General features: G+C 68.2%; 21 protein-coding genes and 9 pseudogenes. 12 read left to right on the top strand and 18 right to left on the bottom strand.

The features are described 5' to 3' along the window. Nucleotides 1-349: 349 nt before the first annotated feature. Nucleotides 350-619 (bottom strand): hypothetical protein, encoded by a 270-nt coding sequence (locus ACIQFZ_RS39900; RefSeq protein ID WP_402693578.1) that lies wholly within the window; start codon nucleotides 617-619, stop codon nucleotides 350-352. Here ACIQFZ_RS39900 and ACIQFZ_RS39895 point away from each other — a divergent pair. After that, a complete protein-coding gene (locus ACIQFZ_RS39895; RefSeq protein ID WP_376546806.1) occupies nucleotides 606-1,094 on the top strand; it encodes a GNAT family N-acetyltransferase in 489 nt (162 codons plus the stop codon). The genes ACIQFZ_RS39900 and ACIQFZ_RS39895 overlap by 14 nt on opposite strands. A 947-nt stretch (nucleotides 1,095-2,041) precedes the next feature. Here ACIQFZ_RS39895 and ACIQFZ_RS39890 read toward each other — a convergent pair. The 6 genes and pseudogenes from ACIQFZ_RS39890 to ACIQFZ_RS39865 form a co-directional block, all read right to left on the bottom strand. Then, nucleotides 2,042-3,727 (bottom strand): ribonuclease J, encoded by a 1,686-nt coding sequence (locus ACIQFZ_RS39890; protein ID WP_402693577.1) that lies wholly within the window; start codon nucleotides 3,725-3,727, stop codon nucleotides 2,042-2,044. Nucleotides 3,728-4,678: 951 nt separating this feature from the next. Further along, entirely contained in the window at nucleotides 4,679-5,287 is a 609-nt protein-coding gene (locus tag ACIQFZ_RS39885; RefSeq protein ID WP_402693579.1) for an SDR family NAD(P)-dependent oxidoreductase, read from the bottom strand. 93 nt (nucleotides 5,288-5,380) lie between these two features. After that, nucleotides 5,381-5,509: pseudogene (locus tag ACIQFZ_RS39880) on the bottom strand (maleylpyruvate isomerase N-terminal domain-containing protein); the annotation flags it as partial. A 516-nt stretch (nucleotides 5,510-6,025) separates the two neighbouring features. Beyond that, nucleotides 6,026-6,268, bottom strand: coding sequence for a DUF5302 domain-containing protein (locus ACIQFZ_RS39875; RefSeq protein WP_402693576.1), 243 nt, complete (start codon nucleotides 6,266-6,268; stop codon nucleotides 6,026-6,028). A 210-nt stretch (nucleotides 6,269-6,478) separates the two neighbouring features. Continuing rightward, nucleotides 6,479-7,306 (bottom strand): annotated as a pseudogene (locus tag ACIQFZ_RS39870) (helicase-related protein); the annotation flags it as partial. A gap of 574 nt (nucleotides 7,307-7,880) precedes the next feature. After that, the gene (locus ACIQFZ_RS39865; RefSeq protein ID WP_402693575.1) at nucleotides 7,881-8,579 is read right to left on the bottom strand and encodes a hypothetical protein; all 699 of its coding nucleotides are present in this window, start codon (nucleotides 8,577-8,579) and stop codon (nucleotides 7,881-7,883) included. 338 nt (nucleotides 8,580-8,917) lie between these two features. Between ACIQFZ_RS39865 and ACIQFZ_RS39860 the strand changes: the two genes are divergently transcribed. The 5 genes and pseudogenes from ACIQFZ_RS39860 to ACIQFZ_RS39840 all read left to right on the top strand — a co-directional run bounded on the left by ACIQFZ_RS39860 (nucleotide 8,918) and on the right by ACIQFZ_RS39840 (nucleotide 12,500). Then, complete coding sequence (locus ACIQFZ_RS39860) at nucleotides 8,918-9,580, top strand: hypothetical protein (protein WP_402693574.1); 663 nt, start codon at nucleotides 8,918-8,920, stop codon at nucleotides 9,578-9,580. Beyond that, nucleotides 9,543-9,860, top strand: coding sequence for a hypothetical protein (locus tag ACIQFZ_RS39855; protein WP_402693573.1), 318 nt, complete (start codon nucleotides 9,543-9,545; stop codon nucleotides 9,858-9,860). The genes ACIQFZ_RS39860 and ACIQFZ_RS39855 overlap by 38 nt, the downstream gene beginning before the upstream one ends. Before the next feature lie 814 nt (nucleotides 9,861-10,674). Continuing rightward, nucleotides 10,675-11,049, top strand: a complete 375-nt coding sequence (locus ACIQFZ_RS39850) for a hypothetical protein (protein WP_402693572.1) — start codon at nucleotides 10,675-10,677, stop codon at nucleotides 11,047-11,049. Between the two features lie 614 nt (nucleotides 11,050-11,663). Then, a pseudogene (locus ACIQFZ_RS39845) lies at nucleotides 11,664-11,899 on the top strand (IS110 family transposase); the annotation flags it as partial. Between the two features lie 136 nt (nucleotides 11,900-12,035). Then, nucleotides 12,036-12,500, top strand: a complete 465-nt coding sequence (locus tag ACIQFZ_RS39840) for a phage tail protein (protein ID WP_402693571.1) — start codon at nucleotides 12,036-12,038, stop codon at nucleotides 12,498-12,500. Between the two features lie 116 nt (nucleotides 12,501-12,616). Here the strand turns inward: ACIQFZ_RS39840 and ACIQFZ_RS39835 are convergent, their stop codons facing one another. Beyond that, nucleotides 12,617-12,742: a hypothetical protein gene (locus ACIQFZ_RS39835; RefSeq protein ID WP_402693570.1), complete on the bottom strand. Its 126-nt coding sequence runs from the start codon at nucleotides 12,740-12,742 to the stop codon at nucleotides 12,617-12,619. A 621-nt stretch (nucleotides 12,743-13,363) separates the two neighbouring features. Beyond that, entirely contained in the window at nucleotides 13,364-13,780 is a 417-nt protein-coding gene (tnpA, locus tag ACIQFZ_RS39830; protein WP_402693569.1) for an IS200/IS605 family transposase, read from the bottom strand. A 25-nt stretch (nucleotides 13,781-13,805) separates the two neighbouring features. Between tnpA and ACIQFZ_RS39825 the strand changes: the two genes are divergently transcribed. Continuing rightward, nucleotides 13,806-15,014, top strand: a complete 1,209-nt coding sequence (locus ACIQFZ_RS39825) for an RNA-guided endonuclease InsQ/TnpB family protein (RefSeq protein ID WP_402693568.1) — start codon at nucleotides 13,806-13,808, stop codon at nucleotides 15,012-15,014. A gap of 62 nt (nucleotides 15,015-15,076) precedes the next feature. Continuing rightward, entirely contained in the window at nucleotides 15,077-15,583 is a 507-nt protein-coding gene (locus ACIQFZ_RS39820; RefSeq protein ID WP_402693567.1) for an AMP-binding protein, read from the top strand. Nucleotides 15,584-15,594: 11 nt separating this feature from the next. On the opposite strand, the gene ACIQFZ_RS39815 is transcribed toward ACIQFZ_RS39820, so the two are convergent. Then, complete coding sequence (locus ACIQFZ_RS39815; protein WP_402693566.1) at nucleotides 15,595-16,365, bottom strand: SDR family NAD(P)-dependent oxidoreductase; 771 nt, start codon at nucleotides 16,363-16,365, stop codon at nucleotides 15,595-15,597. A gap of 298 nt (nucleotides 16,366-16,663) precedes the next feature. On the opposite strand from ACIQFZ_RS39815, the gene ACIQFZ_RS39810 reads away from it, so the two are divergent. Next, a complete protein-coding gene (locus tag ACIQFZ_RS39810; RefSeq protein ID WP_402693565.1) occupies nucleotides 16,664-16,825 on the top strand; it encodes a hypothetical protein in 162 nt (53 codons plus the stop codon). A 485-nt stretch (nucleotides 16,826-17,310) separates the two neighbouring features. On the opposite strand, the pseudogene ACIQFZ_RS39805 reads toward ACIQFZ_RS39810, so the two are convergent. Then, nucleotides 17,311-18,309, bottom strand: a pseudogene (locus ACIQFZ_RS39805) (IS1380 family transposase); the annotation flags it as partial. A gap of 171 nt (nucleotides 18,310-18,480) precedes the next feature. On the opposite strand from ACIQFZ_RS39805, the pseudogene ACIQFZ_RS39800 reads away from it, so the two are divergent. Both ACIQFZ_RS39800 and ACIQFZ_RS39795 read left to right on the top strand, forming a co-directional pair. Next, nucleotides 18,481-19,289 (top strand): annotated as a pseudogene (locus ACIQFZ_RS39800) (flavoprotein); the annotation flags it as partial. Continuing rightward, nucleotides 19,286-19,624, top strand: a pseudogene (locus ACIQFZ_RS39795) (MFS transporter); the annotation flags it as partial. The pseudogenes ACIQFZ_RS39800 and ACIQFZ_RS39795, both read left to right, overlap by 4 nt. Nucleotides 19,625-19,756: 132 nt before the next feature. Here the strand turns inward: ACIQFZ_RS39795 and ACIQFZ_RS39790 are convergent. The 4 genes and pseudogenes from ACIQFZ_RS39790 to ACIQFZ_RS39775 form a co-directional block, all read right to left on the bottom strand. Continuing rightward, nucleotides 19,757-21,727, bottom strand: coding sequence for a potassium transporter Kup (locus tag ACIQFZ_RS39790; RefSeq protein ID WP_402693564.1), 1,971 nt, complete (start codon nucleotides 21,725-21,727; stop codon nucleotides 19,757-19,759). A 568-nt stretch (nucleotides 21,728-22,295) separates the two neighbouring features. After that, nucleotides 22,296-22,511, bottom strand: a pseudogene (locus tag ACIQFZ_RS39785) (transposase family protein); the annotation flags it as partial. A gap of 198 nt (nucleotides 22,512-22,709) precedes the next feature. Next, nucleotides 22,710-23,144, bottom strand: coding sequence for a hypothetical protein (locus ACIQFZ_RS39780; protein ID WP_402693563.1), 435 nt, complete (start codon nucleotides 23,142-23,144; stop codon nucleotides 22,710-22,712). A gap of 159 nt (nucleotides 23,145-23,303) precedes the next feature. Further along, nucleotides 23,304-23,672 carry a glutamate ligase domain-containing protein gene (locus ACIQFZ_RS39775; protein ID WP_402693562.1) on the bottom strand — a complete coding sequence of 123 codons (369 nt, stop codon included), beginning with the start codon at nucleotides 23,670-23,672 and terminating at the stop codon, nucleotides 23,304-23,306. Here ACIQFZ_RS39775 and ACIQFZ_RS39770 point away from each other — a divergent pair. Then, nucleotides 23,662-24,394, top strand: a pseudogene (locus ACIQFZ_RS39770) (class I SAM-dependent methyltransferase); the annotation flags it as partial. The gene ACIQFZ_RS39775 and the pseudogene ACIQFZ_RS39770 overlap by 11 nt on opposite strands. 50 nt (nucleotides 24,395-24,444) lie before the next feature. Here the strand turns inward: ACIQFZ_RS39770 and ACIQFZ_RS39765 are convergent. The 3 genes and pseudogenes from ACIQFZ_RS39765 to ACIQFZ_RS39755 form a co-directional block, all read right to left on the bottom strand. After that, nucleotides 24,445-24,980 (bottom strand): annotated as a pseudogene (locus ACIQFZ_RS39765) (ATP-binding protein); the annotation flags it as partial. Nucleotides 24,981-25,353: 373 nt separating this feature from the next. Continuing rightward, a complete protein-coding gene (locus ACIQFZ_RS39760; RefSeq protein WP_402693561.1) occupies nucleotides 25,354-25,665 on the bottom strand; it encodes a Mu transposase domain-containing protein in 312 nt (103 codons plus the stop codon). A gap of 99 nt (nucleotides 25,666-25,764) precedes the next feature. Beyond that, nucleotides 25,765-25,964, bottom strand: a 200-nt coding sequence (locus ACIQFZ_RS39755; protein ID WP_402693560.1) for a hypothetical protein, incomplete at its 5' end; no start/stop codon positions are given.

Genomic DNA, 25,964 nt, shown 5'->3' with positions numbered 1-25,964 from the left:
ACCAACGTCAGGTGGACTGGCAGTTCACCACCCACGATGCACGCATCAAACTGCGCCACCTCTACCCCAAACATTAGCCGCGACAGTCTACTAGTCGTGTTACGGCAGCAACATGAACCGGCATGAGTGCTCCTGTGACCACCACCGCCGATGAGTCCCGGCCTCCAGTGCGGCTCCGAGCAGCCGACGACCTACAGCGCAGGAACGCCGGGGCGTCGCCGCCCCGACGGGTTCGGCGCTACCAGGCAGAGGCCCTGCGCCTGGGCGGCTGCCCTGTCCCGGGCTCCGAGGACGGTGAGGGCGTGGCACCAGCCGCCGGGGACGGCGAACAGGTCAAGGATGATCCGCCTCACGAGGCCAGCCCGAAGTCGTCCTGCACAGGCTGACTTTCGCTGCGGCAGGCCCAAGGGAAGCAGCCGTCGACCACCCCGTTCTCCAGCTCCTCCGCAGCGGTTCGGGCGTCCAGCTGCTGCTGGCGGGCGACGGTGGCAGTGACGTGGTCGATCGGGGCCTGGGCGAGTGGTTCCCGGGAGCGGTGCAGGAACGCCTGCCCGAGCAGCCGACCCGCCGCAGGAAGGCACCCCCCGGTGCGAAATACTCTCCCGATGAGTTCACGCACTTCCCCGATCAGCCAGCCGATCACGATACGGAGGGCAGTCGCGCGGGATGCCAAACGGCTCACGCGGCTCGTGCGTGGCTCAGGCGCCTACGAGGGCAAGTACGCAGCCGCAGTCGCGGGCTACCGGGTCGGTCCTGATTACATCGAGGCCCATCGCGCCTTCGTAGCCGTCGGCGCCGACGAGCATGGAGGCCGAGTCCTCGGGTTCTACTCGCTCGTCCTCGCTCCACCGGAGCTCGACCTGCTGTTCGTCGCCGACGAAGCGCAAGGACGTGGTATTGGACGACTGCTCGTCGCGCACATGCAGTCCGAGGCCCGTGCCGCCGGGCTCGACCGTGTCAAGGTCGTGTCGCATCTTCCCGCCGAGGACTTCTACCACCGCGTCGGTGCAGTGCGGAGCGGGACCGCGCTCGCGAACCCGCCCGCCGTGCTGTGGGACCGTCCCGAATTCGAGTTTCGCATTCCTTCGGAATGACGCGGTGTGCCGGTTCGCAGGGCACCGGCTTCGCCTGCATAGTGGCCGGCATGCAGGAGCCGCTGGACGCCACGCGCTCCGAGTGTGCCGTCGTCTCTGCCCTGGCGGGGGGATCGCCTGCGCCGGCGGCCTCTCCCGGCGACTCCCTCACCTCCGGCACTCCCACCTCAGCTCGCTCCACACACGATCGAGGTCGGCCGCTGTGAATACGTAGTTTCACACAACCCTGATCTGCGAGACGAAGTGGCCACAGTCCACCGTCAGCGCTCCCTGAGCATGCGCGCGACCACGTCGAGTGACTCCACGGGCGCTCCGGTCTCCGCCGCCGCCAGTGTCCCCCCAAGGTCATCGCCCTCCCCCGGCCATCCCCGTTCTCCGGAGTACGAGTGGTCGGCCCACCGTCCCCGTCAGGCCCGCATACGGTCACGGTTGACTCCTCGCCGCTCGCCGGTGCTCAGGGTGCCGTCCCGGGCGCGCGAGGGGCCCGCGCCAAGCCCAATGCCGGGCAGATGCTATGACCCCACAGTGCCCTTGAACGGTATTCCCTCGGCCAAGCGCCCGATCCCTCTCACTGGCTCCTTGCTGGATCTGGTCGATGAGGCGGTGCTGTGACGCCGTCGGCGAATGTGCCCGCCTCGGTCGTGCCCGGTGGTCTTGTCGCGGGTGACGGCGGCGTACAGGCGGGCGAGGTCCTGCACGCCGTCGCCTGGCGTGACCGTGACGCTCGTTTGACGCTCCGGCCACTCCAGAGACCGCCCCCAAGGTGGGAGGACCCCCATTGAACTGCGGGTTTTCGCGCCTTCAGTCCTTGGGGCATGTTCCCGATGACTCATCATGTGGAGTGCGTTGCCACCCCGGCCTGCTGGGGTGGCTGCTGACTCCCGTGCCCGACCTCGGTGCCGGCGGGGCCGAGACCGGAACCGGGGACCGTGCTGCCGTGCTGTGGCTCAGGCGTCGATGATGACGGGAATGATGAGGGGCTTGCGGCGGTGGGTTCGGAACGCCCAGTTCGCCACGGCGCGGGCGACGAGTTGTTCGAGTTGGCGTGCGTCCCCGACGCCCTCCTCGGCCGCGGTGGCCAGGGTCTTCTCGATGACGGGGATGACCGGTTCGAAGGTGGTGTCGTCGTGGACGAAGCCGCGGGCCAGGAAGTCGGGGGCCTCGGCGAGGGCGCCGGTGTCTGCGTCGACGATCGCCACCACTGTGACCACGCCTTCGGCGGCGAGGGTGAGGCGGTCCTTGAGGGACGCTTCGGTGGCGCCGCCGACTTCCATGCCGTCCACGTAGACGTTGCCTGCGGGGACCTTGCCGGTGATGGACGCGCGCCCGTCGACCAGGTCGACGACGACACCGTCCTCGGCGATGACGACCCGGTCGGGGTCGACACCGGTACGGATGGCGAGGTCGCCGTTGGCCCGCAGGTGGCGCCATTCGCCGTGCACGGGCATGACGTTGCGGGGCTTGACGATGTTGTAGCAGTAGACGAGTTCGCCGGCGCTGGCGTGTCCGGAGACGTGCACCTTGGCGTTGCCCTTGTGCACCACGTGGGCGCCCCACCGGGTGAGTCCGTTGATCACCCGGTAGATGGCGTTCTCGTTGCCGGGGATGAGGGAGCTGGCGAGCAGGACGGTGTCGCCCGTGCCGATGCGGATCACGTGGTCGCGGTTGGCCATCCGTGACAGCGCGGCCATCGGTTCGCCCTGGGAGCCGGTGCACACCAGAGTGATCTTGTGGTCCGGGAGCTTCTCCAGCTCCTTCGTGCTCACGACCAGACCGGAGGGGACCTTCAGATAGCCCAGGTCACGGGCGATGCCCATGTTGCGGACCATCGACCGGCCGACGAAGGCGACCTTGCGGCCGTGCTGGTGGGCGGCGTCCAGGACCTGCTGGATGCGGTGCACGTGGCTGGCGAAGCTGGAGACGATGACCCGGCGCGGCGCGGTGCGCATCACTTGCTCGATCGCCGGGTTCAGCTCTCGCTCGGAGGTGGTGAAGCCGGGCACTTCGGCGTTGGTGGAGTCGGTGAGGAACAGGTCCACGCCCTCCTCGCCGAGGCGGGCGAAGGCGCGCAGATCGGTGATGCGGTCGTCGAGAGGGAACTGGTCCATCTTGAAGTCGCCGGTGTGCAGCACCATCCCGGCCCGGGTGCGGATCGCGACCGCGAGGCTGTCGGGGATGGAGTGGTTGACCGCCACGAACTCGCAGTCGAAGGGCCCGAAACCACGCCGGTCGCCCTCCCGCACCCGCACCGTGCGCGGCCGGATGCCGTGTTCCTTGAGCTTGGCCTCCAGGAACGCCAGCGTCAGCTTGGAGCCGACGACGGGAATGTCGGACCGCTCGCGCAGCAGGTACGGCACGCCGCCGATGTGGTCCTCGTGGCCGTGGGTGAGTACCACGGCCACGATGTCGTTCAGCCGGTCCCGGATCGAGGTGAAGTCCGGCAGGATCACGTCCACGCCGGGCTGGGTCTCCTCGGGGAACAGCACGCCGCAGTCGACGATGAGCAGCTTGCCCGCGTGCTCGAAGACGGTCATGTTGCGGCCGATCTCGCCCAGGCCGCCCAGGGCGATGACCCGCATCCCTCCTTCGGGAAGGGGCGGGGCGGCTTTCAGCTCGGGGTGCGGATGACTCATACCCTGACGGTACCCGGAGAGCGGGACAGGGTGATCCATTGCCTGTGTGCTCCAACGAGCGCTCGATACGACCCGCCGCCGAAGACGTGCTGGCGCTCAGGTCGGCATCCGTCTCATCTGCCCGCTGCCCCAGCCCCAAGACAAGAGGGCAGCCGCGGCCGCAGCGGCCGCCGCGGGTGCCGGGATGGCTTCGCGGGTCGCGCGGGCGGTGAGCACCCCCCGCGATCACACAGAAGAAGCAGGGCGAACCGACGGCCCGGGCATGCACTCACGGCCGCTGAAGTATCGAGGTTGAACGTGATGTCGACCTTCGCAGTCCGTTGTGGTCGGCCAGAGTCGATTTCAGGGTGTTCCAGAGCTGGGATTGAGCATGTTCTGCGGGCTTGGATCGGGGGCCCTGACTGTGGGGAAAATTGGCAGGTGCTGTCCTGCGGCGGGGTCTGACTCTTGAGATCTGTGACCGGGGTGTCTTGCTCACGCTGTGTCGACCGCTGGCCGGGGATGGTGCGTTACTGGTACCGGGCCAGCCGGGTGTGTCTCGATAGGGGCTTGCCGACCAGGCGTCGTCACGGTTCTGACCGTCCGCGCGGTCCGGTGCCAGCTACGCGATAAGACGTCGGATCGGAAGGTGAACGAGCATGACCAGTACGTCCCCTGCCTCGCGTACCCGCCGGCGTCGGTTGGGCGCGGTGTCCACGATCCGTGCGGCGGCCTTCTGCGACCTTCTCGGTGTCGCGGACCGGCGGCGCCGCCGGCACGTCACGCGCGGCGAGGGCTCTCGCAGTCTGGAAGGCGATACCGGTGCTGGCTCTGGTCACTACAGCCGTACGCCCGCGCCAGCTGGGCACGTCATCGGCCGTCCACTTGTGCGTCACGGCCTCTCCTGTGCGGTAGCGGGCCGGGCGGCCCCGCACCGGCAGCGCCGGTGCGGCCCTGCGCCGGTGAGCGGCTTCAGGCCACGGTGCCCTGAGCCTCGGCGGCGAACTCGGCCCACTGCTCCCAGGTCCCCAGTTGCTCGTTGCAGAGCTGGTGCACCATCCCCATGGGCACGGGGCCGAAGAAGACACGCAGCGGGGAATCCTCGGCGCTGACGATCTTCAGGAGCGCAGGTCCGACGGCGGCGGGGTCACCGACCGGAATGTCCTTCCAGCCCGCTGCGCGGACCTCGTCGTAGGCGGGCAGCGGCTCGGCATGGGCGGCGGAGGAGCCGGACCAGTCGATGGCGACGCCGCCGGGCTCGACGAGGGTGACCATGATGCCGAAGCCGGCGATCTCTTGTGCGAGGGCCTCGGTCAGGCCTTCCAGGGCCCACTTGGAGGCGTTGTAGCCGCCGAGAGTCGGGAAGGCGGCGACGCCTGCGATGGTGGAGATCTGCACGATGTGGCCGCGGCCCTGGGCCCGCAGGAGGGGCAGGACTGCCTGGATGACCCACAGGGCGCCGAAGAAGTTGGTCTCCGTCTGGGCGCGGATCTGCTGTTCCGCGAGCTCCTCGACCGCGCCGAACAGGCGGTAGCCGGCATTGTTGTGGACCACGTCCAGACGGCCGAAGTGATCGTGCACCCGCTGGACGGCCGGAACGCGGCGGCCTTGTCGGTGACGTCCAAGGGCAGCGGGCGGATCGCCTAGCCGTGGGCGGCCAGCAGGTCCGCGAGGGAGTCGGTGTTGCGGGGAAGCCGCGGGAGGAACGGGTGACGCAGTGGCGGTGCACCCGCCAAGATGTTGCACCAGATCGAACAGCGTCCACTCGGGGCAGGTCGGCACCTGCACGTCGGGGCTGGACACGAAGGCGACCGCGGCCGGGAACGCGACCGACCGTGCGTCGATCAGCCGCAGCAGAACGGGGCAGCAAATGTCCTTGCCACGCCGGATGCCTACTGTCAGGCCCGGACAACCGCCGTCGATTTGCACAGCGGTACAGCGGGCACGGCGGGCGCGCGACACCGGCCGCGTGCCCTCGGACGAGGCAGTGCCCTCATCCCGGAACGATCAGTGATTCGGACGGCTCCAGTGGTAACGCCGGCCGGGGTGGCCAAACGCGCGGCGTCGCACCGGGCCGTCAGCTACGTCCTGGCCACCGTGCAACGTCGGCGGCCGGACGTCCTGGCCGGAATTCCAGCGCGGCGGCGCCACCGACCCGCGCCAACCGCAACTGGGCCCTTCCCACAGGCGAGACCGCCAGCTACGCCTCACCCGCAACGCGCACAGGGGTACGCGCACGTTGCGGGCCACTGCATGGGGCGCGCGAGTGGGTGGCGCTCAGAGTGCTGGTTGAGCGGCCAGATCGCGGGACTGATCGACTCAGCCGCCGCTTTTACGCCTGAACGACCGCTGGCTTGCAGCCGGGCCGTGCGCCGCACGCACCTTCGACGCATCCGGGTTGGCGGCAGCATCGGCGGCGTCCGCCTGCGCACCGCGCTTGCGCGCCAGGGCTTCGCGGAACTTGCGCTTGAGGTCGTAGTCGCCGTCGCTGTCCGGCGTCAGAGGGGACGTCTCCGGGGTAGCCGGCTCCGAACCTTCCGTAGATACGGGCTCTGCGGTCATGGTGACCTCCTGGGTTCGGGGGTGGGCAAGCACAGCTTGTCATGCCGGGCGCAGTGCGGGGCGCCGGCAACATCATCCTGCTCCGTTGCGGCGGGTATCTCTTTCGTGGTCGAGGGCCTTCGCTTCGCAGGTGCGGGCACCGGACGGGCTTCGGGCCGGGCCGAGCGTTCGAGCCCGTAGCCAGGACATTCACTGCCAGGGCAACGGCTCTCAGCCGTTGCGACGCACGAGGGCGGCCTTGCGGGCCTCGGCGAGCTTGCGGGCCTCGCCGGCCTTTCGGGACTTGCCGCCGGCGCCGCGGGAGGTGTCCTTGCTGGTGCCGAGGCCGCGGAAGGGGGCGTTGGTGTTCTTGGGCCGGGGAACGGCAGGCCCGCCGTCCAGCGGGGTGCCGGAGGGAGCCTTGGCGCCGGTGATCCGGCTCAGCTCCGCCTCGCCCGAGCGCACCTTGGTGACGGTCGGCTCGATGCCGGCCCCGGCCATCATTCGGCTCGTCTCGCGGCGCTGGCCCGCCAGCACGAGCGTGACCACGCTGCCGGACTCACCGGCGCGGGCGGTGCGGCCCGCCCGGTGCACATAGTCCTTGGGGTCGGTGGGCGGGTCGACGTTGACCACGAGATCGAGGTCGTCGACGTGCAGGCCACGGGCCGCGACATTGGTCGCCACCAGAACGGTGATCTGGCCGTTCTTGAACTGCGCCAGGGTCCGTGTGCGCTGTGGCTGGGACTTGCCGCTGTGCAGGGCTCCGGCGTGCACCCCGCTGGCCCGCAGATGCCGGGTGAGCTGGTCGACGGCGTGCTTGGTGTCGAGGAACAGCAGTACGCGGCCGTCGCGGGCGGCGATCTCCGTGGCGACGGCGTAGCGGTCAGGGCCGTGGACGACCAGAACGTGGTGCTCCATCGTCGTGATCTTGCCCGCGGACGGGTCGACCGAGTGGACGACGGGGTCGTGGAGGTAGCGGCGGACCAGCTGATCGACGTCGCGATCGAGAGCGGCCGACAAGAGCACCCGCTGACCGTCGAGGTGCACCTGGTCGAGGATGCAGTTGGCCCGCACCCAGGGAGCCGTCCGGGCCGCATGACGAACCGGCGGGTGCCCTCGGTCTGAACCTTCCCCTTGATCGTGGACACGTGGAGACTGGGACGTGAGGTTCCGGAGGAAGTAGTGTCAGGTGGGAAGCAAGAGCAACCGCAGCAGGCGGTACACGGAGCGGTCGCGCTCGTTCGCTCCTCCGGGAAGACCGTCACCGAGGTGTTGGACGGGCGTCGCCCACAGCCGCACCGCTTTGTCGTCCGGTCCCGAGCCTCCCGACACCCTCACCCCGGCACCAGTTGGCCGACTGGCGGGGAAACGAGGGGGATGTGTCCGGTCATGCCGTGGAAGGTGGACTGGCGGTCGTCGCTGGGGTAAGGATGGCGTAGCAGGCGCGTGATCTGCCGGACAATGGTCTGGTGTGGATGTTCCGAGAAGGGATGTCCTTGGGCCGGGGGCCAGACAAGAATCCCGGCCCGATTGCGGCGGGCCGGGATTCTGTGTCGTGCGCCTGGCCGGAGGGCGTCGGCCCAATTACGGCGGGCCGGGGTTCTCCAGCATGCGCATCACGCGGTTGCTGGTTTTAGTCTTCGTCGAATCCGCCGAATTCGCCGAATTCGCCGCCCTCGCCCTTCCCGTGGTGGCGCTTGATGACGCGGAAGCTGCCGACGACTCCGTTCTTGACCTTTACGCCGTCCTCCATCTCCTCGTGGTGCTTCTTGTGGTGCTCGCCCTTCTCGTGCTCGCCCTTCTCGTGCTCGCCCTTCTCGTGCTCGCCCTTCTCGTGCTCGCCCTTCTCGTCCTCGTCCTCGTCCCGGTTCTTGCCCGGGCGGACGTTGTTGGCCTCGCTGCGGGGGCCGACGGTGGCGATGGGGGCGCCGTTGTCGCAGGTGACGCCGCGGAAGAACTCGACGGTCTGCTTGCTGTCGTTGCGGATGTTGAAGCTCTTGGAGCCCAGTCCGCTTACGACGGTGATGCAGCCGTCGGGGTGGGCGGAGAACGACCGCTCGTTGATGAAGATTCTGCCGATCTCGCGGTGGTGGCGCTTGCCCTTGAAGCCCTCGCCGCGCTCGCCGCCTTCGCCGCCGCGGCCGCCGCCGCCCTCGTTGCCCTGTCCGCCCTCGCCGCCCATCGGGGCGTAGGCCGGAGCGGGGGCCTGCTTGACGACGGCCGGGGCCGTCTGGGGGGCGGTGGCGGCGGTGGCGTAGGTGATGCCGGTCGCGGTCAGTGCCGCAGCGGCCGCGATGGCCGCGGCGGTCGCGTGGGAACGGTTCATGATCATGTCGCTTGTTCCTTCTGAGACGGAGAGAGGAGCGCCCGCTGTGGCAGCCGGTGCGTGATTGAACGTACTAACACCCCCTATTGCTGTCATATCGAGCAAGTCGGGATCTCCGGCTTTGTGGGGCTGATCGGGGTATGCAGAGGTCCCTTACGCCGCCCCCAAGGACGGCTGAAAGACCGTCAAAAATCCCCTCCGTTTGGAGATTGAATGACAATTAGCCCTTGCGGGTGATCTTCTGACGTCCCCTCACCCGCCGTGGTGGCGGGTTGCCTGGAAGTGTCGGCGAGTCGCTGCTTGACATGTGGTCTGTCGTAGGTTCCACGGAGGCCACGTGAGCGGTGGCTGTCCGACGAACGCGGGACGGTCGCCGGGACCTCGCCGTCCTGCTGCTGGGCTTCGCCCTCGCCGCCCGCCGTTCCGAACTGCGGCTGCTGGACTGGACCGACCTCGAGGAGGTCGAGGAGGGCCTGGCCGTCGAGGTCTGGCGGCCGAAGGTCAACCATGAGGGCCCGCTCGGCGTGCCCTTCGGCTCCAGCCCGGCCACCTGCCCCGTCCGCGCGGTCCGCGCCTGGCGCCGGTGCCTGATCGAGCACGGCAGCCAGCCGGTCGGTCCCCTGTTCGTGCGCATCGACCGGCACGGCCGCATCGCCCACCCGATGCATCGGCACGGCCAACAGATCGGAGACCCCTCCGGCCGGATCACCGGCGAAGGCATCGGAGACTCGGTGCCCCGGGCCGCAGCCCGCGCCGGCCTGACCGCCCCCACCGAACTGCTGCCCGACCTCCCACTCCGCTGGAGCGGACACAGCCTGCGCCGCGGCTTCGCCACCGCCGCCTCCCTGATTGCTGCTGACTCCAACCGCAAGCCGAACAGGGACTCTACGGACTCGCGTTGTAGCGCGAGCCCGACCAAGAGCCGGTACCGCCTCGCGGACCAGCCAGGTGAGCATGAGTTCGCGGATCTTGGCGATGTTCGATGCGGGGATCATCGGCGTCGGTAGTGTCATCTTCATGGCGTTTGGCGTGTGGCTCGTCGGGCCGCAGCACCGCCGGAGCTCGGACACCCGTGCGGGCTGGGGCGTCATAGCGATCGGACTGGCGCAGTTGTTTCACGCAGCCGACTCCTGGGCCGGAAGCCGCCAGCCACTTGGCCACATCCTGGCTGCCTGTTGTCTGGCATTCAGCATTGCTGGCTTCATTCTGGTGGTGCGCGCCGGCGACATCCTCCGAGACGGCCGCGGCGGCCGGAAGCGCCGAAAGTTGCCTCCACTGCACCCGTGATGGGCAGGACTGGGCCTGCGCCACGCGCAACGACACGATCAAGCGTGGTCTTGATCGGGGAGACGCCTGCCTTGCATGTACCGCGCGCTGCCCACGCTCGTCGTCCTGATCCAGGCGCCGCTCAGTCGCGTCGGACGGAAAACAGGCGAGCCGTCACAGCCAGCACCAGCCCGACCGCGCGGACAGGGCCTGATCCTGTCACTGCTGCCTGATGGTCAACCAACTAGCTTAGCTAGTCGGGAAAAGGCTGCCACGCCCGTCACCGCTTTAGGAGTGAGGTGGGGCGATCCAGGGCATGACCTGCGGGTTCTCTGCCTTGGCCGGAGCCCGGCTGCGCGTACCCCCACGGACCCCGAGTCCCCGTCAGTCCCCGTCCCTTCTGGCACGAGAGTGGCGCGGCTGCGGAGGCCGTTTGGCCGTTGCTGGTGGTCGCAGGGCTGCTTATACGTACTCGACGGCCTCCTGCCCACGGATAGTCGACGGGCGCTGACGCCTGTTCGCATGTGCCAGACCGGACTACGGGACGAGTCTGGGCGGGGTTGCTGTTGTTGGAGGCGATCGCGGACAAGTGTGGGGTGGGGAGCTTCGGCGAGATCGTGTGATGCAAGTTCACCCTGGTGGACGGGGCGCGGGCCTCCGGTTTGCGTGCGCGCGCGTGACGTCGACACGCCTGGCGCAGTTTCGTGACTCAACACAGACCTTCATAAAAGGTGTCTTTGATTTGAATTCCCACTCAACGCGACATTTCAGCTGTAAACATTGATGCGTCCGACCAGGCAGGTGCACCAGGCACCTACCGTGAAAGGAGCACGGAATGCGGGTTTCCCGTCTTGCCGCCGCGCTGGGCGTCGCAGCCGCCGTCCTGCTGGGCGGCGCCACTGGCGCCAGCGCCGCAACCTATGCGCCCTCGGTGGTATCTCATGCCACTCACGACCGTGGTCACGAGCATGGTGACTACGGGCGCGGCGACCGTGACGACCGCCGGGGCAACCACGACCGTGACGACCGCTGGGGCAACCACGACCGTGACGATCGCTGGGGCAACCGCGACCGTGACGATCGCTGGGGCAACCGCGACCGTGACGATCGCTGGGGCAACCGCGACCGTGACGATCGCTGGGGCAAGCACGACCGTGACGATCGCTCGGGCAACCACGGCCGGGGCCACGGCCGCTACGGTCACCGCTGACCGCCCTTGGGGTGCCCTTCCGCTGTTGGGGGAGGGCGCCCCTTCCGTTGCCATGGCGGCATCATCCGGGCGTGCCGAAGAACGATGACTACGGGAGAACCAGTACTCGACTGATCGTCTGGGGCTGCCTTGCCGGGTTGGCCGTGGCCCTGGCCATTCCGGTGTACATACTGGTGACCGTCCTCCTCTTTGGGATGCCAACCCCGTAACCCACCACACCGACCTGCAGGCCTTCTACACCCGGCCCGTCCCCACGGGGCACGCCGTCGTCAAGGCCTTCTGGAAGTGATGGCCCGAGCCTCTCAGGCGCGGCGGCTCACCATAGCTGCCCCTGTGACCTGCATGGATGCCGGGACTGGTTGTCATCATCTGTCAACGCCGGTTCGCCTCTGACGGCCCAGAGACGACCTCGGGCGGTTGCTGAGAGACGTCGTAGATCCCCAGAGTGGGCAACGGCTGCTGCCAAGTACCGGCTAGTTCGGTGAGTGCCTCCCGTGCCAGCTGGCGCACCTTGAGCCACCCTGCATCGGCCGTCAGCGCCTCATACGTCCACCTGGGAGCCTGCTCCGCCCCGCTCGTCGCATCGAGGATCGTGTCAATGCGTGCAAGGCGCCCGCCTCCGTGCCCAGCTCACGGGCATCTTCCCCGGCCTGGAACGGGCGTTGGATCTGACCAATACCGACCCGCTTACCTTGCTGACCGGCTACCAGACCCCGCTGCCATCCGCCGGATCGGCAGCAAACGACTGGAGACTTGGCTGCGCAACCGGCATGTCCTCCGCGCTGACCGACTCGCCGGGACCGCCGACCAGGCCGCCGAGCGACAGCACACCGGCCTTCCCGGAGAGAGATCGCCCAAAGCGCGGCCGATGAACGGGTCGCCCCGATCGAGCAGGAATCGAGAAGTCGGGCCGCGGCGCGGGCACGTAGCGTGAATACGACACCGCGGCCTCGCGGCGGGGCGGGCCGCTGCCTCAAGGAGAGCACATGCCATACACCGTAGACTTCGAGAACGTGTCCACCGTCGGCCTGGCATTGTCCCCAGTAGCGGAGGCTCTCGCAGGCCTACGCGCCAACGAGGCGCGCTATTACAAGAACAAGTACGATCACGTTTTCACCGTCAGGCCCGCAAGCGAGGCACCGGAAGTGCTCGACTGGGTGAACCACATCCTCTCCGACGAGCGGGACATCGTCATCTCCGCCCGTCCGCTCGAGGTGGCTTCCTTCGAGGTGGACGGGTTTCGGATGGGTCACGTGTTCTACGAATCCGGCCTGTCAGTCAACGTCATGTACGGCATCGATGACGGAACGAAGCGCGCGGTGGGGTTCAAGCTCTCAGAAGGCATGGAAGTCCCCGAGGAGCTGGTTTCACGTTTCAAGTTCGCGCGCCAAAAATCAAAGCTGGCCGGAGTGATCCGCGGCTCCTTCTTTGTGATCAAGGGAGAGTACTGAGCCTGGCTGGTCCACGGGGACCCCGGCTCCTCCATGACCAGTAAGAACGGGAGCCCGCCCCGAAGGGCAGGCTCCCGTCGTACGTGCACGCGTCCGTGCGTGCGCGCCTTCTTGACCTACTTGGCGGTGACCGTCACCGATGTGTCAGCTGTCCCGGCGAGCACCTTGGCGTCCCCGGAATAGTTCACGGTCACGGTGTGCGTGCCCGCCCCGTGGAACACCGGCAGCTTGACGTTCGCCACGGGTGAGCAGCACCATCAGGATCCTGTCGAGCCACGGCCGCCCGTCACCGTGCCGGACCAGCATGGTGACGATGACCACAAGTGCGGTCCATGCAGACACGAACTTCGTCTGGCGTACGGTGCACAGCGCTGACGCCGCACCCGGCAGGAATACAAGGAGCCCGAGAAGCCACACCGGGGACGCGGCCAGGGCACTGAGGAGCATCACCAAGGCCGTCATTGACACCACACCGATCAATACTTCGACGTCGCGCGGTGGTTCGATCGCCTCGAGGGGACGAGCGAAACTCTTCGGATGCTTACGGAGCACAGGACCTCCCGGGCAGACAGTGCACTCCCCGTACGGTAAGCAGGCCCGGCCGTGGGCGAGCCGCGCCCTGCCGGACAACGGTCCGCATTGGAGCTCGGAGTGACCCGGGAGGAAATCCTCGTGCGATCCCTGTCAGGGCGGCGTTCGTGATCGGTGGACGTCATTGCGCCGAAGATCTGCGTCGCTGCCCTGAAGGCCGCTACCGGGTCTATTCGCAGTGCACCGGGCTTCAGCCCGGTGGTGAAGCGAATCTTTGGCCCGCTCTGGCCTCAGCTGTGTGTATGGATCTGCATTGTTCACCTCGGCGCGGGTCAGAGTGGCCGGTTCTGCTGTTCGATGTACTGCTTCACGATGCTGAGCGGCGCGCCGCCGACCGACCCGGCGAAGTAGGACCCGGACCACAGGCGCTGTGCTCGCCAGTAGTGCCGGACGAGTTCGGGGAACTCCTGGCGGAGCCTGCGCGAGGACACGCCTTTGAGGGAGTTCACCAGCTTCGAGACGGCGACCTTCGGCGGGAAGTTCACGAGCAGGTGGACATGGTTGGCCTCGCCGTTGAACTCCACCAGCTCTGCCTCGAAGTCCTCGCACACGCTCCGCATGATCTCCTCACACCGCGTCAGGTGCCGGTCGGCGAAGACGGAGTGCCGGTATTTCGTCACGAAAACCAAGTGGACATGCATGCGGAAAACACAGTGACGGCCTGTACGAACGTTTTCACCGATACCCATAAACCAACTATGTATCATGGTCGGCGTGCAGCTTCGGCACAGCTTCCGCCTGTACCCGAGCACCGGTCAGCGCACAGCACTGGCACGGGCGTTCGGGTGTGCGCGGGTGGTCTACAACGACGCCCTCAGGGCCCGGGAGACCGCCCGCGAACATGGGCTGCCGTTCCCGAAGACCGGCGACCTGTCGAAGCGGCTCCTCACCGAGGCCAAGAACACCCCGGAACGGGCTTGGCTCGGCGAGGTGTCCGCCGTCGTCCTCCAGCAGTCCCTCCGCGACCTGGACACCGCGTACAAGAACTTCTTCGACGGCCTGAAGGGCAAACGCCCGAAGGTGGGTACGCCCCGGTACAAGTCCAAGCGGGACACCCGGCAGGCCGTCCGGTTCACCGCGAACGCCCGCTGGTCCCTCACGGCCGGGCGGAAGTTGCGGCTGCCGAAGATCGGCGACGTGCGGGTGAGGTGGTCCCGGATGCTGCCCTCGACGCCGTCCACGGTGACGGTGGTCAAGGACAGCGCGGGCCGGTACTTCGCCTCCTTCGTCGTGGAGAGCGGCCCGTGCGAGGTGCTGCCGGCCACGGCACCGGAGCTGGGTATCGACCTGGGCCTGGGGCACTTCGCCGTCCTGTCGGATGGGACGAAGGTCGACAGTCCGCGGTTCCTGCGCCGGGCCGAGAAGCGACTGAAGAAGGCACAGCGGGCTCTGTCCCGCAAGGAGAAGGGCAGCAGGAACAGGGACAAGGCCCGGCTGAAGGTCGCCCGCGCGCATGCGCGGGTGGCCGACGCGCGCCGCGAGTTCCACCACCAGCTCTCCACGAAGCTGATCCGCGAGAACCAAGCGGTTGCCGTGGAGGACCTGTCGGTGAAGGGCCTCGCCCGCACGCGCCTGGCCAAGTCGATTCACGACGCCGGATGGTCGGCGTTCGTGAGCATGTTGGAGTACAAGGCCGCCCGGTACGGGCGCACCTTCTTCCGCATCGGCCGCTTCGAGCCCACATCTCAGGTGTGTTCGGTGTGCGGTGTGAAGGACGGCCCGAAGCCCCTGCACGTCCGCATCTGGACATGCGGGGCGTGCGGGGCTGTCCTGGACCGGGATGTGAACGCGGCGGTCAACGTCGCCAAGGCGGCCGGACTGGCCGTGTCAGCCTGTCAAGCGCAGGTAAGCCCGGGACTCGTCCCGGCACAGCGCGGCGAAGCAGGAACCCACCCGACACCACAGCCTTCAACGGCACGGTAGGCGGGAATCGCCGTCCCTCAGGACGGCGAGGATGTCAATCCTTCCACACGTCGACCAGTTGGATGGTGTGGAACTTCATGGTCGGCGGCCTGCTGCACGGAGCCACGATCGTTCTGTACGACGGAAGCGCCACCCATCCCGACATCAACGGCGTATGGAGGGTCGCCGAGCAGACCCGGGCGACGATGGTCGGTGTGGGAGCGGCCTACCTGGTAGCCGCAGAGAAGGCGAACGCACACCCTGCGGCCGAAATCGATCTGAGCGTTCTGCGATCCATCCTGCAGACCGGCTCACCCCTTCCCACGAGTACCTGGTGCTGGGTCTACGACCGCGTCCTTTCCGGCATATGGCTCCAGTCGGTCTGCGGAGGGACGGACATCTGCTCCGTGCTCGCCGGAGGATCCCCGCTGCTGCCGGTGCGGGTCGGCCGGATCCAGTGCCCCGCGCTCGGTGTCGCCCTCGCCGCATGGGACTCCTCGGGACAGCCGCTCATCGGTGAGCAGGGTTGCTTCGCCGAAGCCCGGGTCACCGGCGGGATGCCCACCTGCCGCCCGGTGGCGGCAGGGTGAGGCTCGGGGAGTTACGGTCTTGGCCAGGTCTCCGGGAGATTGTGTCCGCCGTCCGCCACGAGCAGCGACCCGGTGACAAACGAGGCCGACTCGTGCGCCAGGAACAGCACGCAGGCTGCGATTTCCTCCGGGGTGCCGCTCCGGCCGATCGGGCCCGCCGCGGCGGCCGCCGCTTCGAATTCCAGCTGGGAACCGGTCGCTACGTAGCCGGGTGCCACGACGTTCACCGTGATTCCGTCTCGAATGACCTCAAGGGCCAGTGCCCTGGACAGTCCGACCAGGCCCGCTTTCGCGGCGGTGTAGGTGGCCTGGCCGGGCATCGCGTTGACCGTGCCGGTGGTGGAGCCGACCGAGACGATGCGTCCGTAGCCGACCGCTCCCATCACCGGCACCACGGCTCGGCACATCAAGAAGGCGGTCGTCAGGTTGCGGGTCAGCGCCGCGTTCCAGTCGGCCAGGGACAGCGTGGCGATGTCGTCGTCGGCGTCCCAGCCCGAGGCCACGGATGTCATGCCGGCGTTGTTCACCAGTACGTCGATGCGGCCCCATCGGTCCAATGCGGCCCGTACCAGGGCGTCTGCGGCGCCGTCGACGGTCAGGTCGGCGACAACGCCGACGGCATCCGCGCCCAGTTCCGCCGCCCGCTCGTGCACCCGCTCGGAAGTGGCACCCAGCACAACCCGGGCCCCCTGCGATGCAAGCGCCCTTGCAACCGCGGCACCGATTCCGTCCGGGGCACCGGCGCCCGTGACGATTGCTACCCGATCTTGGAAGCGCGTCATGGGGTCATGCTACAGACGGACGAGTCGACGCGTTTGCCCAGTGCACGGTGCAGTGTTCGACGGGCCGGGGCCGCCACCTGCAGGAGTACCTGAGTCGACCGTTAGAACTGGGGAAGCTCGCATGCTTGCAGGCCGTTAACTCCGGGCCGGTTCCTCATCATCACGACCGGGTCCTGCTCGGGGCCGACAGTGCGCAGCAGATACCGCATTGCCGACGGTCAGAGTGAAATGTAGCCCCTTTGCGAGCTTGCGAGGGCCAGCGTGAGCACGGTAGACGATGCACGCGGCCGGGCTCCCCGTGATCACGGCCATCGTCATCACCCGAGAACTCCTCGGTTCCGACGGCCTCAGCATGGAAGACGCGCGCATCGTCGGGTTCAACGCCCCGGCCTGGCAGCGACTGGCCGATGCCTACCGGTGCAATGGCAGTCGGCTCGACCGGGAATTCGAACGGCTGTAGGAAGCGGCCAGGGCCGGCCCACGAGGTCGCTTAGGACCACATGGTCGCTGACGGGTGAACCGCCTTCGTCCACTGACCGAGGTCGCGGCGAGGAGGCTCTGCGTGATCGGCAGTGCGGCGCCGTCCGCCGCCCATGGCCGCCGGCCTGTGTGGATCGTGACTCCCTGGACGTTCCCGGCACCGGCGTACGCAGGCTCGGCGATCAGCTATCAAGTCCCTGACTGACCCGATGATTTGTCGTCACGCGCAATCCTCCGAGGGGAGTGAGGCTTCGGCAGATGTTGTAGCTGGAGCCGCCCTTGCGCGATCGGGGCCGTATCGTTAGCCTCGATCTTGCATGACGGTCCGTCGGTTCTTCCGTCGGGCCGTTTCGCTGTTGTGGGTTGGTCGTGGGAATGCTGGTGGCCCGGCTGTCGCGTCGGGTGGGCGCCGGGTTCCACTGCTCCGGTGGGGTGATCCTGCTCGGAGGGACTCGAAGGTGCTGGTCAGCCGGGGTTCGGCAGGGCGTGGAGCCGGTCGGCCGCTGCGCTGATCACGTCGGTCCAGGGCCAGTGCGCCGCGAGGCGGAGGTAGCGGCGGCGGCCGGTGGTGACGAGTTGTGCGGCGGCTGAGAACAGGCGGAGGCGAAGCTTCTTCGGTTCCCAGCGGCGGGTCTTGCCGGTCAGGGCGAGCATCCGCATCCAGGCCAGTAGGTCCAGGGCGAGCTGGACGATCTCCAGCCAGATCTGGTTCTGCGCGAAGGCGTGCAAGGGAAGGTTGCGCAGGCCGGTGGAGCGGGCGTCTCGGATGCGGTCCTCGCAGCGGGCGCGCTGACGGTGGCGCAGTTCGAGCCCGGCGATTGCCTCGCCGGGAGTGTTGGTGGCGAAGCAGGTCAGGCGCATGCCGTCGGCGTCGGTGAAGCGGAGTTGGGCTCCGGGGTGCGGGCGCTCCTTGCGGACGATCAGCCGCATCCCCTTCGGCCACCCCTTCAGGCAGTCCCCGCCGATCTCGGCCACCCAGGCGCCGTCGCGGACCTCGCCGCCGGGCTCGACGGCTGGCGTCCAGGCAGTGGCTGGGACCTGGAGCACAGCCTGGTGGATGGCGTCGGTGATGGTCATGCCGACCGAGTACGACAGCCACCGGCCCCGCGCCGCGAGCCAGTTGACGAACTCGTGAGTGCCGCCGCCGGAGTCGGTGCGGATCAGTGTGCGGCGCCCGCGCCGGAATCTCTTCGGGAGCTGGGCCAGGGCCAATTGGGTGGCGGTTATGTGGTCGGCGGCGGTGTTGCTGCCCGCGTTCCCGGCTCTGAGCAGGCCCGCCACCGGCTCACCGGCACCGCCCGCCCCGTGGTCGACGAACCCCATGATCGGATGGTGGCCGAACGTCCGCTTCCAGGTCGCCGCGGCGACCTGTTTGTCCGAGTGTGCGATCACCAGCACACCGTCCAGGTCCACGATCACCTGTCCGCCCTGGTCGGGGGCGGTGTCCCTGGCCAACGCCCAGACAACCCCGTTCCCGTCGGCGCTGACGACGAGCTTGGGGCGTGACCGGGTAATGTGCACGCAAATAGTGCCTTCCTGCTGGTACGACTGGGACCTTAGACAAGCCTCATCGTTGCAGCTCAGAAGGCACTTTCGCTTTTCCGATCATGATCCGGACGCGGCCCCGGATGAAACGTACGGGCCCGGTACGTGGGCAAGCGCACCGCCGTCATCGGCTCCGGAGCCTCCGCGTTCACGGCGCTGGCCTACCTCGCCGACCTGGCCAAGGCAGACGACGGTAAGCGCACGAAGGCGGTGTGGATCCTGCGCCGCGGCATCTCCGGCTCGACCTTCGGCGGCGGCACCGCCGATCAGCTCCCGGCCCGCGGCGCGCTCGGACTGGCGGCAAAGGCCGCTGTGGACGACGGCTACGCGTATGCGGTCACGGGCTTCCGCACCGAGGCAATCGAGCGCGACGGCGACGGCCGCCTGGTCCTGGTCGTCGAGGACGGCCGCCACCTGGAGCCAGTGGACGAGGTGATCGTGCTGACCGGCTACCGCCCGGACCTGTCGTTCCTGTCGGAGATCCGTCTCGGCCTGGACGAGCGCCTCCAGGCCCCGGTCGAGCTGGCTCCGTTGATCGACCCCAACCAGCACTCCTGTGGCACCGTCTACCCGCACGGTCACCGAGAGCTGTCCCATCCCGAACAGGGCATCTACCTCGTCGGCATGAAGTCCTAGGTCGCGCCCCGACCTGCCTCGCGATGACCGGCTATGAGCAGGTCCGCTCCGTCGCGGCCGCCATTGCCGGTGACATCGAGTCCGCTGACCGCGTCGAACTCACCCTCCCGGAAACCGGGGTGTGCGGTGGAGCGGGGCTGTTCGACGCACCCGAAGCAGACCAGACCGGCGGCGGGTGCTGCGCCCCGGCACCGCAGTTGATCCAGCTCGGCACGACGGTGCCCGCCGAAGAGGCCCCGGCGGGCGGCTGCTGCGGCTCGTGACCAGTCTCAACACCCGCCACCGCGGGGCCGCGACGGGATCGGGGGACCGGTCGCGGCCCCGCGGGGTCCTGCCTGCCCTCTGCGTCACGCAGGTCACCAGTTGGGGAATCGTCTACTACGCCTTCCCCGTCCTGAACCCGCAGATCCACGCGGAGACGGGTTGGTCCACCAGCGAGACCAGCGAGACCAGCGGGGCGTTTTCCCTCGCCCTGATCGTCTTCGCACTCGCGGGAATCCGCGTCGGCCGTGTGCTGGACCGGCGTGGCCCGCGCATGGTCATGACCGCCGGATCGGTCCTTGGGACGGTCAGCCTCGTGGGCTCAGCCACAGCGCGGCAGCAGCCAACTCCCTCTCGGCCCACCTCCGGGTCGTTCGGTCCGCTCACGCTGTCGCATCCGTGACGGTGGCGGTACGGCGCCCGCCCCCGGCGGCCTTTCACATCGTCCCGTCCCTCGTGCCGGGCGGGCCTACACCTCGATCTGCGAGCCCATGATGACCGTGCGGTCGCGGGGAAGGCCGAAGTACTCGGCGGCGTCGGCCGTGATGTAGGAGGTGGCGATGAACAGCCGCTTGCGCCAGGCCGCCATCGTCGGTGCCTTCCCGCGCCGGAGCTCGATCTTCGACAGGAAGTAGGACGCCTGGTCGAGCTGCAACGGCCCTTCAGTTTCGGCCGGGGTGAGCATCGCCAGGATGCCGGGCACGTCCGGTGTCTCCATGTAGCCGAACCGCGCGGTGACGTGGATGATCCCATCGTCGGCATAGCCGAGGTCGTCGACGACGATCCGCTGGTCGGTCGGGACGCGGGGCACGGGCTCTGTCTCGATAGATAGGATCACGACCTGGTCGTGCCGCACGTGGTTGTGCTCGACGTTGGCCCGCATGGCTAGTGGCGCGGTCTGCTTGCCCCGGTTGAGGAAAACGGCCGTGCCCGGGATCCGGAGCGTCGACACCTTCCCCGTGCGGAGGTCGTCGACGAACTCGGGCAGCGGGCCTTCCTGGCGCGCTCGCTCCGCAGTGACAAGCTTGCGACCGCGCTGCCAGGTCGTCATCACGGTGAATGCGGTGAGGCCGATCAGCAGCGGCAGCCACGCGCCGTGGACGAGCTTGGTCAGGTTGGCCGCTACGAACAGCAGGTCCACGAAGAGCAGCACGGTTGCGCCGATGGTGACCAGCCATACGGGCGTGCCCCATTTCGCACGGGCGATATAGAAGAACAGCAGGGTGCTGATGGTGATGGTGCCGGTGACCGCCATGCCGAAGGCGAAGGCCAGCGCCGTGGAGCTGCGGAAGGCGAAGACCAGGGTGAGGACCGAGACCATCAGCAGCCAGTTGATCCAGGGGACGTAGATCTGGCCGATGGTGGATTCGGAGGTGTGCGCGATCCGCAGCCTGGGCAGGTAGCCGAGCTTGGCGGCCTGGGAGGCGACCGAGTAGGCGCCGGTGATCACCGCCTGGGAGGCGATCACGGTGGCCGCCGTGGCCAGCAGGATCAGCGGCCAGCGTCCCCAGTCGGGCACGAGCAGGAAGAACGGGCTGCTGATGTTGTGCGGATCGTCGAGGATCAGCGCGCCCTGGCCGAGGTAGCTCAGGATGCAGGCGGGGAAGACGAGGAACATCCAGGCGCGGCTGATCGCCCGGCGGCCGAAGTGCCCCATGTCGGCGTAGAGCGCCTCGGCGCCGGTGACCGCGAGCACGACCGCGGCCAGGGCGAAGAAGGCGGTGCCGAAATGACCGGCCAGAAAGCCCACGGCGTAGGTCGGCGACAGCGCCCTGAGGATGTCCGGGTGGTCGGCGATGCCGGCGACGCCGCATGCGCCGATGGCCACGAACCAGGCGATCATGACCGGCCCGAACACCCGGCCCACCGCCGCGGTTCCTCTGCGCTGCACCAGGAACAGCAGCACGATGATCACCGCGGTGATGGGCACGACCGCGCTGCCCAGTGACGGCTCGACGACCTTGACCCCCTCGACCGCGGACAGGACCGAGATCGCCGGGGTGATCATGCTGTCGCCGAAGAACAGCGACGCGCCGAAGATGCCCAGCGCGGCCAGTACGGCGGCGGCCCGCCGACCGCGCTGTGAGCTCCACCGCCGCAGCAGGGTGATCAGCGCCATGATGCCGCCCTCGCCGTCGTTGTCGGCGCGCATCGCCAGCAGCACATAGGTGACCGTAACGATGATCACCACCGACCAGAACACCAGCGACACCACCCCGTACACGTTCTGCGTGCTGACCGGGACGGGGTGCGGGTCGCTCGGGTTGAACACGGTTTGGAGCGTGTAGATCGGGCTGGTCCCGATGTCGCCGAAGACCACGCCGAGGGCGCCGATCACCAGCGCGAGGCGCACCGTGTCCTGCGCGCTCGCACGACGAGCGTCCGGCGGCCGCGCTGCGAATCCTTCACCCGGCGCGGCCCCGTGTCGGCGATCAGCCATGGTGATCCTCCTCCTCACGGGCTGCTGTGCTGTAGGCCCGGTGCATCGGGGCGGACGATACAAATCGTCGGCGCGATCAACGGTGGGTGCGCGCCGCTTCGTCTCGAACGGCGCCCCCATGCTGTCGACTGTGCGGCTCGGCGCTGCGGATCGCTCGCCGCCCAGGGCGGCCTTCACCTACCTGGCGGCCCGGATGGTCCTGGCCCTACTGGGTTCTGTTGATCACCTCACGAGTGAGCGGGAAGGCGACGACATAGGTAGGTGGAGTTTCAATGACCCAGTCAAGCGTCACCACACTCGGATCCTGGAGCACCAGTTTGGAAGATCGCGTAACCGGATGCGGGCTGACCTGGCAAGACGCTGATCTACGTGTTCCTGAGGCGCTCGCCGACGTCCCCGTTGTTCCCCGTCGATCGCTGCCGGGTCGGGCACGCGCAAGGGGCACACATGGCCTTCTCCGGCCCTTGCGGGTCGTCAGCGCCTCCGGCCCGACGGCCTAAAGCGTGCCTAAAGCGTGTTGCAGAAGGCCGTGATCAGACGGCCTGAGCCGGGTTGTTGGCGTGTCTGGTCATGCGCTGAGGGTGAGGTTGTGCATGCGGGCGACGGCCTGGACGGCGTGGTGGAGGCCGTCGCCGTGCTGCCGGCAGTCGCGGAGGATCTTGTAGTTCTTCATTCGGCCGATCACGTGCTCGACACGGGCGCGGACCTTTCGGTGGGCGGCGTTGTCCTCTTCCTCGCCCTTCAGCAGCGGCCGTCCGGGGCGTTTGCGGTGCGGGACGATGAGCTTTCAACCAGGTCGTCGACACCCCGCTGGCCACGGTCGACGCGGAGCCGCGCCCTGGTGACGTCGCCGGCGGCTACACCAAGAGCGACCGAGCGCAGAAACTCCTGGGATGGACACCGGCGTTCTCCCTCACGGAGGGGATCCGGTCCTCCCTGGACTGGATCCCCGTGCGCGACGAACTGCTGAAGGACTGACCCCTCACCGTCCCCGCCCTGTCGGGCCTCGCGGCCCGGCAGACAGACCGACTTCCAACTTCAGGAGGTGTCGCATGGCGGGAACCAGCCACGCGACGCTCCACCGGTGCTCTGCAGGGGCATCCCGGTACGCGCGATGCGGAATGCCGAGATCTTCGAGCAGCTGACAGCCAGCCGTCCAGTCGGCCTCCAGGGTGCCGACGCCGCCCAGGGCGATACGGCACGAGCTGCGCAGGACGTGTGCGTACCTGCTCAGGTTCTGACGCACGTCGTACTCGCCCAGACGCGCGGCGCTGCCGGCGACGTCCACGAGTTGCGGATGCGGTGGCCGGTTGCGCTGAGCAGCGACGTGTCCCAGACGCTGACGACGGCGAACAGCCCAGGATGCCGGGCCAGCAGATTGAGAGCCCAGGTCGTCGGTGATCTTCTTCACCGCCATGGGCCACTTCGCTCCGTAGGCCTTCTCGAATGCGCGGGCGGCCAGCGAGTGGGACTGCTCATGTGTTCGAGCCTGGGGCCGCGTGCGGACAACTCCCCGGCAGCAAAGGGCCCCCTCCCGGACGGGGGCGACCGGAAGGCGGGGCAAGGCGGGAAGCAGTCAGCTGAGGATGCCGGTGATCTCCTGGCCCGTAAGGGCCTGAGCGATTCGCCACCTCATGCCACCTCGTGACCCCTTGATCAGAACAATGTCGCCGGGCTGCAGGATCTTCTCCAGGAACTGGGTGGCGGTCGCGTTGTCCCCAACGAGGGCCGTGTCTGCGCCGACGTCGGCGGCGCCGAGGGCGAGCTGCTTGGCCATCTCTCCGCCCACTGCAATCACGATGTCGAGACCGAGCTCGCCCGCTTCCCGCCCGATGTTCCAATGGGCCCGGGGCGCTTCGACTCCCAGCTCCAGCATTTCACCGAGCACGGCAATCCTCCGACCGCCTTCCGGCTGCTGGTCTCGCGTCTGCTCTTGGTCGCGCATCGGCGGCGCTTATCCCGCGACACGGCGTACCGAGCCGCGGATCGCCGCGCAGATCTGGGACGCGCTCGGCGACGCGCAGACGGTGCTGAACGTCGGGGCTGGCACCGGCTCTTACGAGCCTGCGGATCGCGACGTGACCGCGGTGGAGCCATCGGCGGTCATGCGGGGGCAGCGGCCTGCTGGCTCGGCGCCGTGCGTGGCCGCCGCCGCGGAGAGCCTGCCGTTCGAGGACCAGTCCTTCGACGTCGCGATGGCCGTCTCTACCGTTCACCACTGGGGGGACCCGATAGCGGGGCTGCGCGAGATGCGACGCGTGGCCCGCCGCGTGGTGGTGCTCACGTTCGACACCGACGAGCCCGGATGGCAGGACCGGTTCTGGCTTACTCGCGACTACCTGCCCGAGTTCGCCTCCGTCCTCGCAGAATTTCCCTCGCTTGCCGGGATGGCCGACGCGATCGGCGCCCGCGCGGAGCCGGTGCCCATCCCGTGGGACTGCGCCGACGGCCTGTTCGAGGCGTACTGGCGCCGACCGGGGGCGTATCTGGAGGAGCACGTGCGCCGTGCGATGTCGGTGTGGACGAGGGTCGGGCCGGAGGCCGAGCAGCGGGCGGTGCGAAGCCTCAGCGATGATCTCGACTCCGGCCGGTGGGCCGAGCGCAACAGCGACCTCGCCGACCTCCCATGATGAGGCAGATCTCGGCCTCCGCCTGCTCATAGCTTGACCCGCGTCGCAGATTCAGCGTCATGGCTGTTCCTCCCGTGCGGCGCCCGGTCAGCTGGCCTGGGCTTGTTCGGCTTGGGCCTTGGTGTGGGCGAGGCGGTAGGACTCGGTGCCGGTCTGGATGATGGCGCCGTTGAAGGTCAGCCGGTCGACGATGGCCGCGCAGAGCCGCGGATCGGTGAACGTCTTCGTCCACCCGCTGAAACTTTCGTTCGAAGCGATGGCGACACTGTTCTCTTCTCCTCGCGCTCCGTCAGAACCTGAAACAGCAGCTCAGCGCCCCTGCGGTCAAGCTCCATGTATCCGAGTTCATCAATGCACAAAAGATCGACACGCCCGTAACGGGCGATCGTCTTCGACAGCTGCTTCTCGTCCGCGGCCTCGACCAGCTCGTTGACGAGCTTGGTGGCCAGCACGTAGCGGACACGGAAGCCGTGCATCGCCGCCTCGGTGCCCAGAGCGATCAGCAGGTGGGACTTGCCGGTGCCGGAGTCGCCGATCAGGCAGAGCGGCTCGCCTTTCTTCACCCATTCGCAGGTCGCGAGGGTGTTGACGGTGGCCGGGTCGATGTTCGGGTTGGCGTCGAACTGGCCTTGCGGCCGTGCCGTTGCAGGAGCTGGTCGTAGTGGGCCACCGACGGCAGTGGCCGGTTGTCGGCTGGGAGGTGGGAGAGCCTCCAGTCGGACAGGAAGGTGACCGTCGCGCCAGGCAGGCCTCTCCTGCGGCTGGCCGGAACGGGCCGGGCCGGGCTTCGTCACCTGGGGGTAGGTCTCGCCTTCAGCGGCCCTACGGGCCTCAAGCGCGACCGCGTCCGCAGTCAGGGCGCCGGCCCGGTGGGCCGCGGCGAGTCAGGCGACGACGTGCTCGTGTTCCATGTGCCGGCCCAGCAGCAGCACCTCGATCAGGGCTCTGGTGCCAGCCGCCTCGCCGTGAGCGGCGCGGGCCGCGCTCCACCAGGCTTCATGGACCGGCGTGAACTTCCCTGCAGCTCTGGCCTGCTCGAGGGCGGTCGCTCCAGGAAAGGCGCCCGGCTTGCGCAGGAGGGCCTCCAGATAGTGGTTCAGGACGAGACGGGACTCGCCCCGGGCCGCTGAGCCGTTCGTGGTGGGCGACCACGGTGCGGCCGTCGTAGACGACCAGGTCGTGGGCGTGCAGCAGCACACGCAGCTGGCGGCCGATGAAGCGGACCGGGACCGAGTAGGAGTTGCAGCGGACAGTGACCTGGCCGAAGCGGTTGACCCGCGGAGTGAACCACCGGCCGGTCTCGAACACCTCCTTCGGCAGCGGCCTCAGCAGCGGCTGTTCCTGGGCGAAGTACTCGCCGATGGTGCGTGTCTTCGACCGCAGGCGGCGGCCTTCGTCGTCCAGGTCCTACTGGTCGACCATGGCGTTCAGCTCGGTCAGCGTGGCTTTGTTCACGAGTCGTGGTTCTGGCTCAACTTCTGTTTGCGCCGTGAGGCGCTGTTGGTTCGAGTAGAGGTGGAAGGCCTGCACCAACTCGCTGTCGTAGCAGTGGGGTTGAAGCTGAGGGCAGCCTGATCCGGGTGATGCCGGGGAGGGCGAGAGCGGCC

Source organism: Streptomyces sp. NPDC093064 (genome assembly GCF_044754605.1).
Lineage (GTDB): Bacteria > Actinomycetota > Actinomycetes > Streptomycetales > Streptomycetaceae > Streptomyces.
The sequence above is the reverse complement of the archived record's forward strand: the minus strand, read 5'-3'. Positions and strand labels throughout refer to the sequence as shown.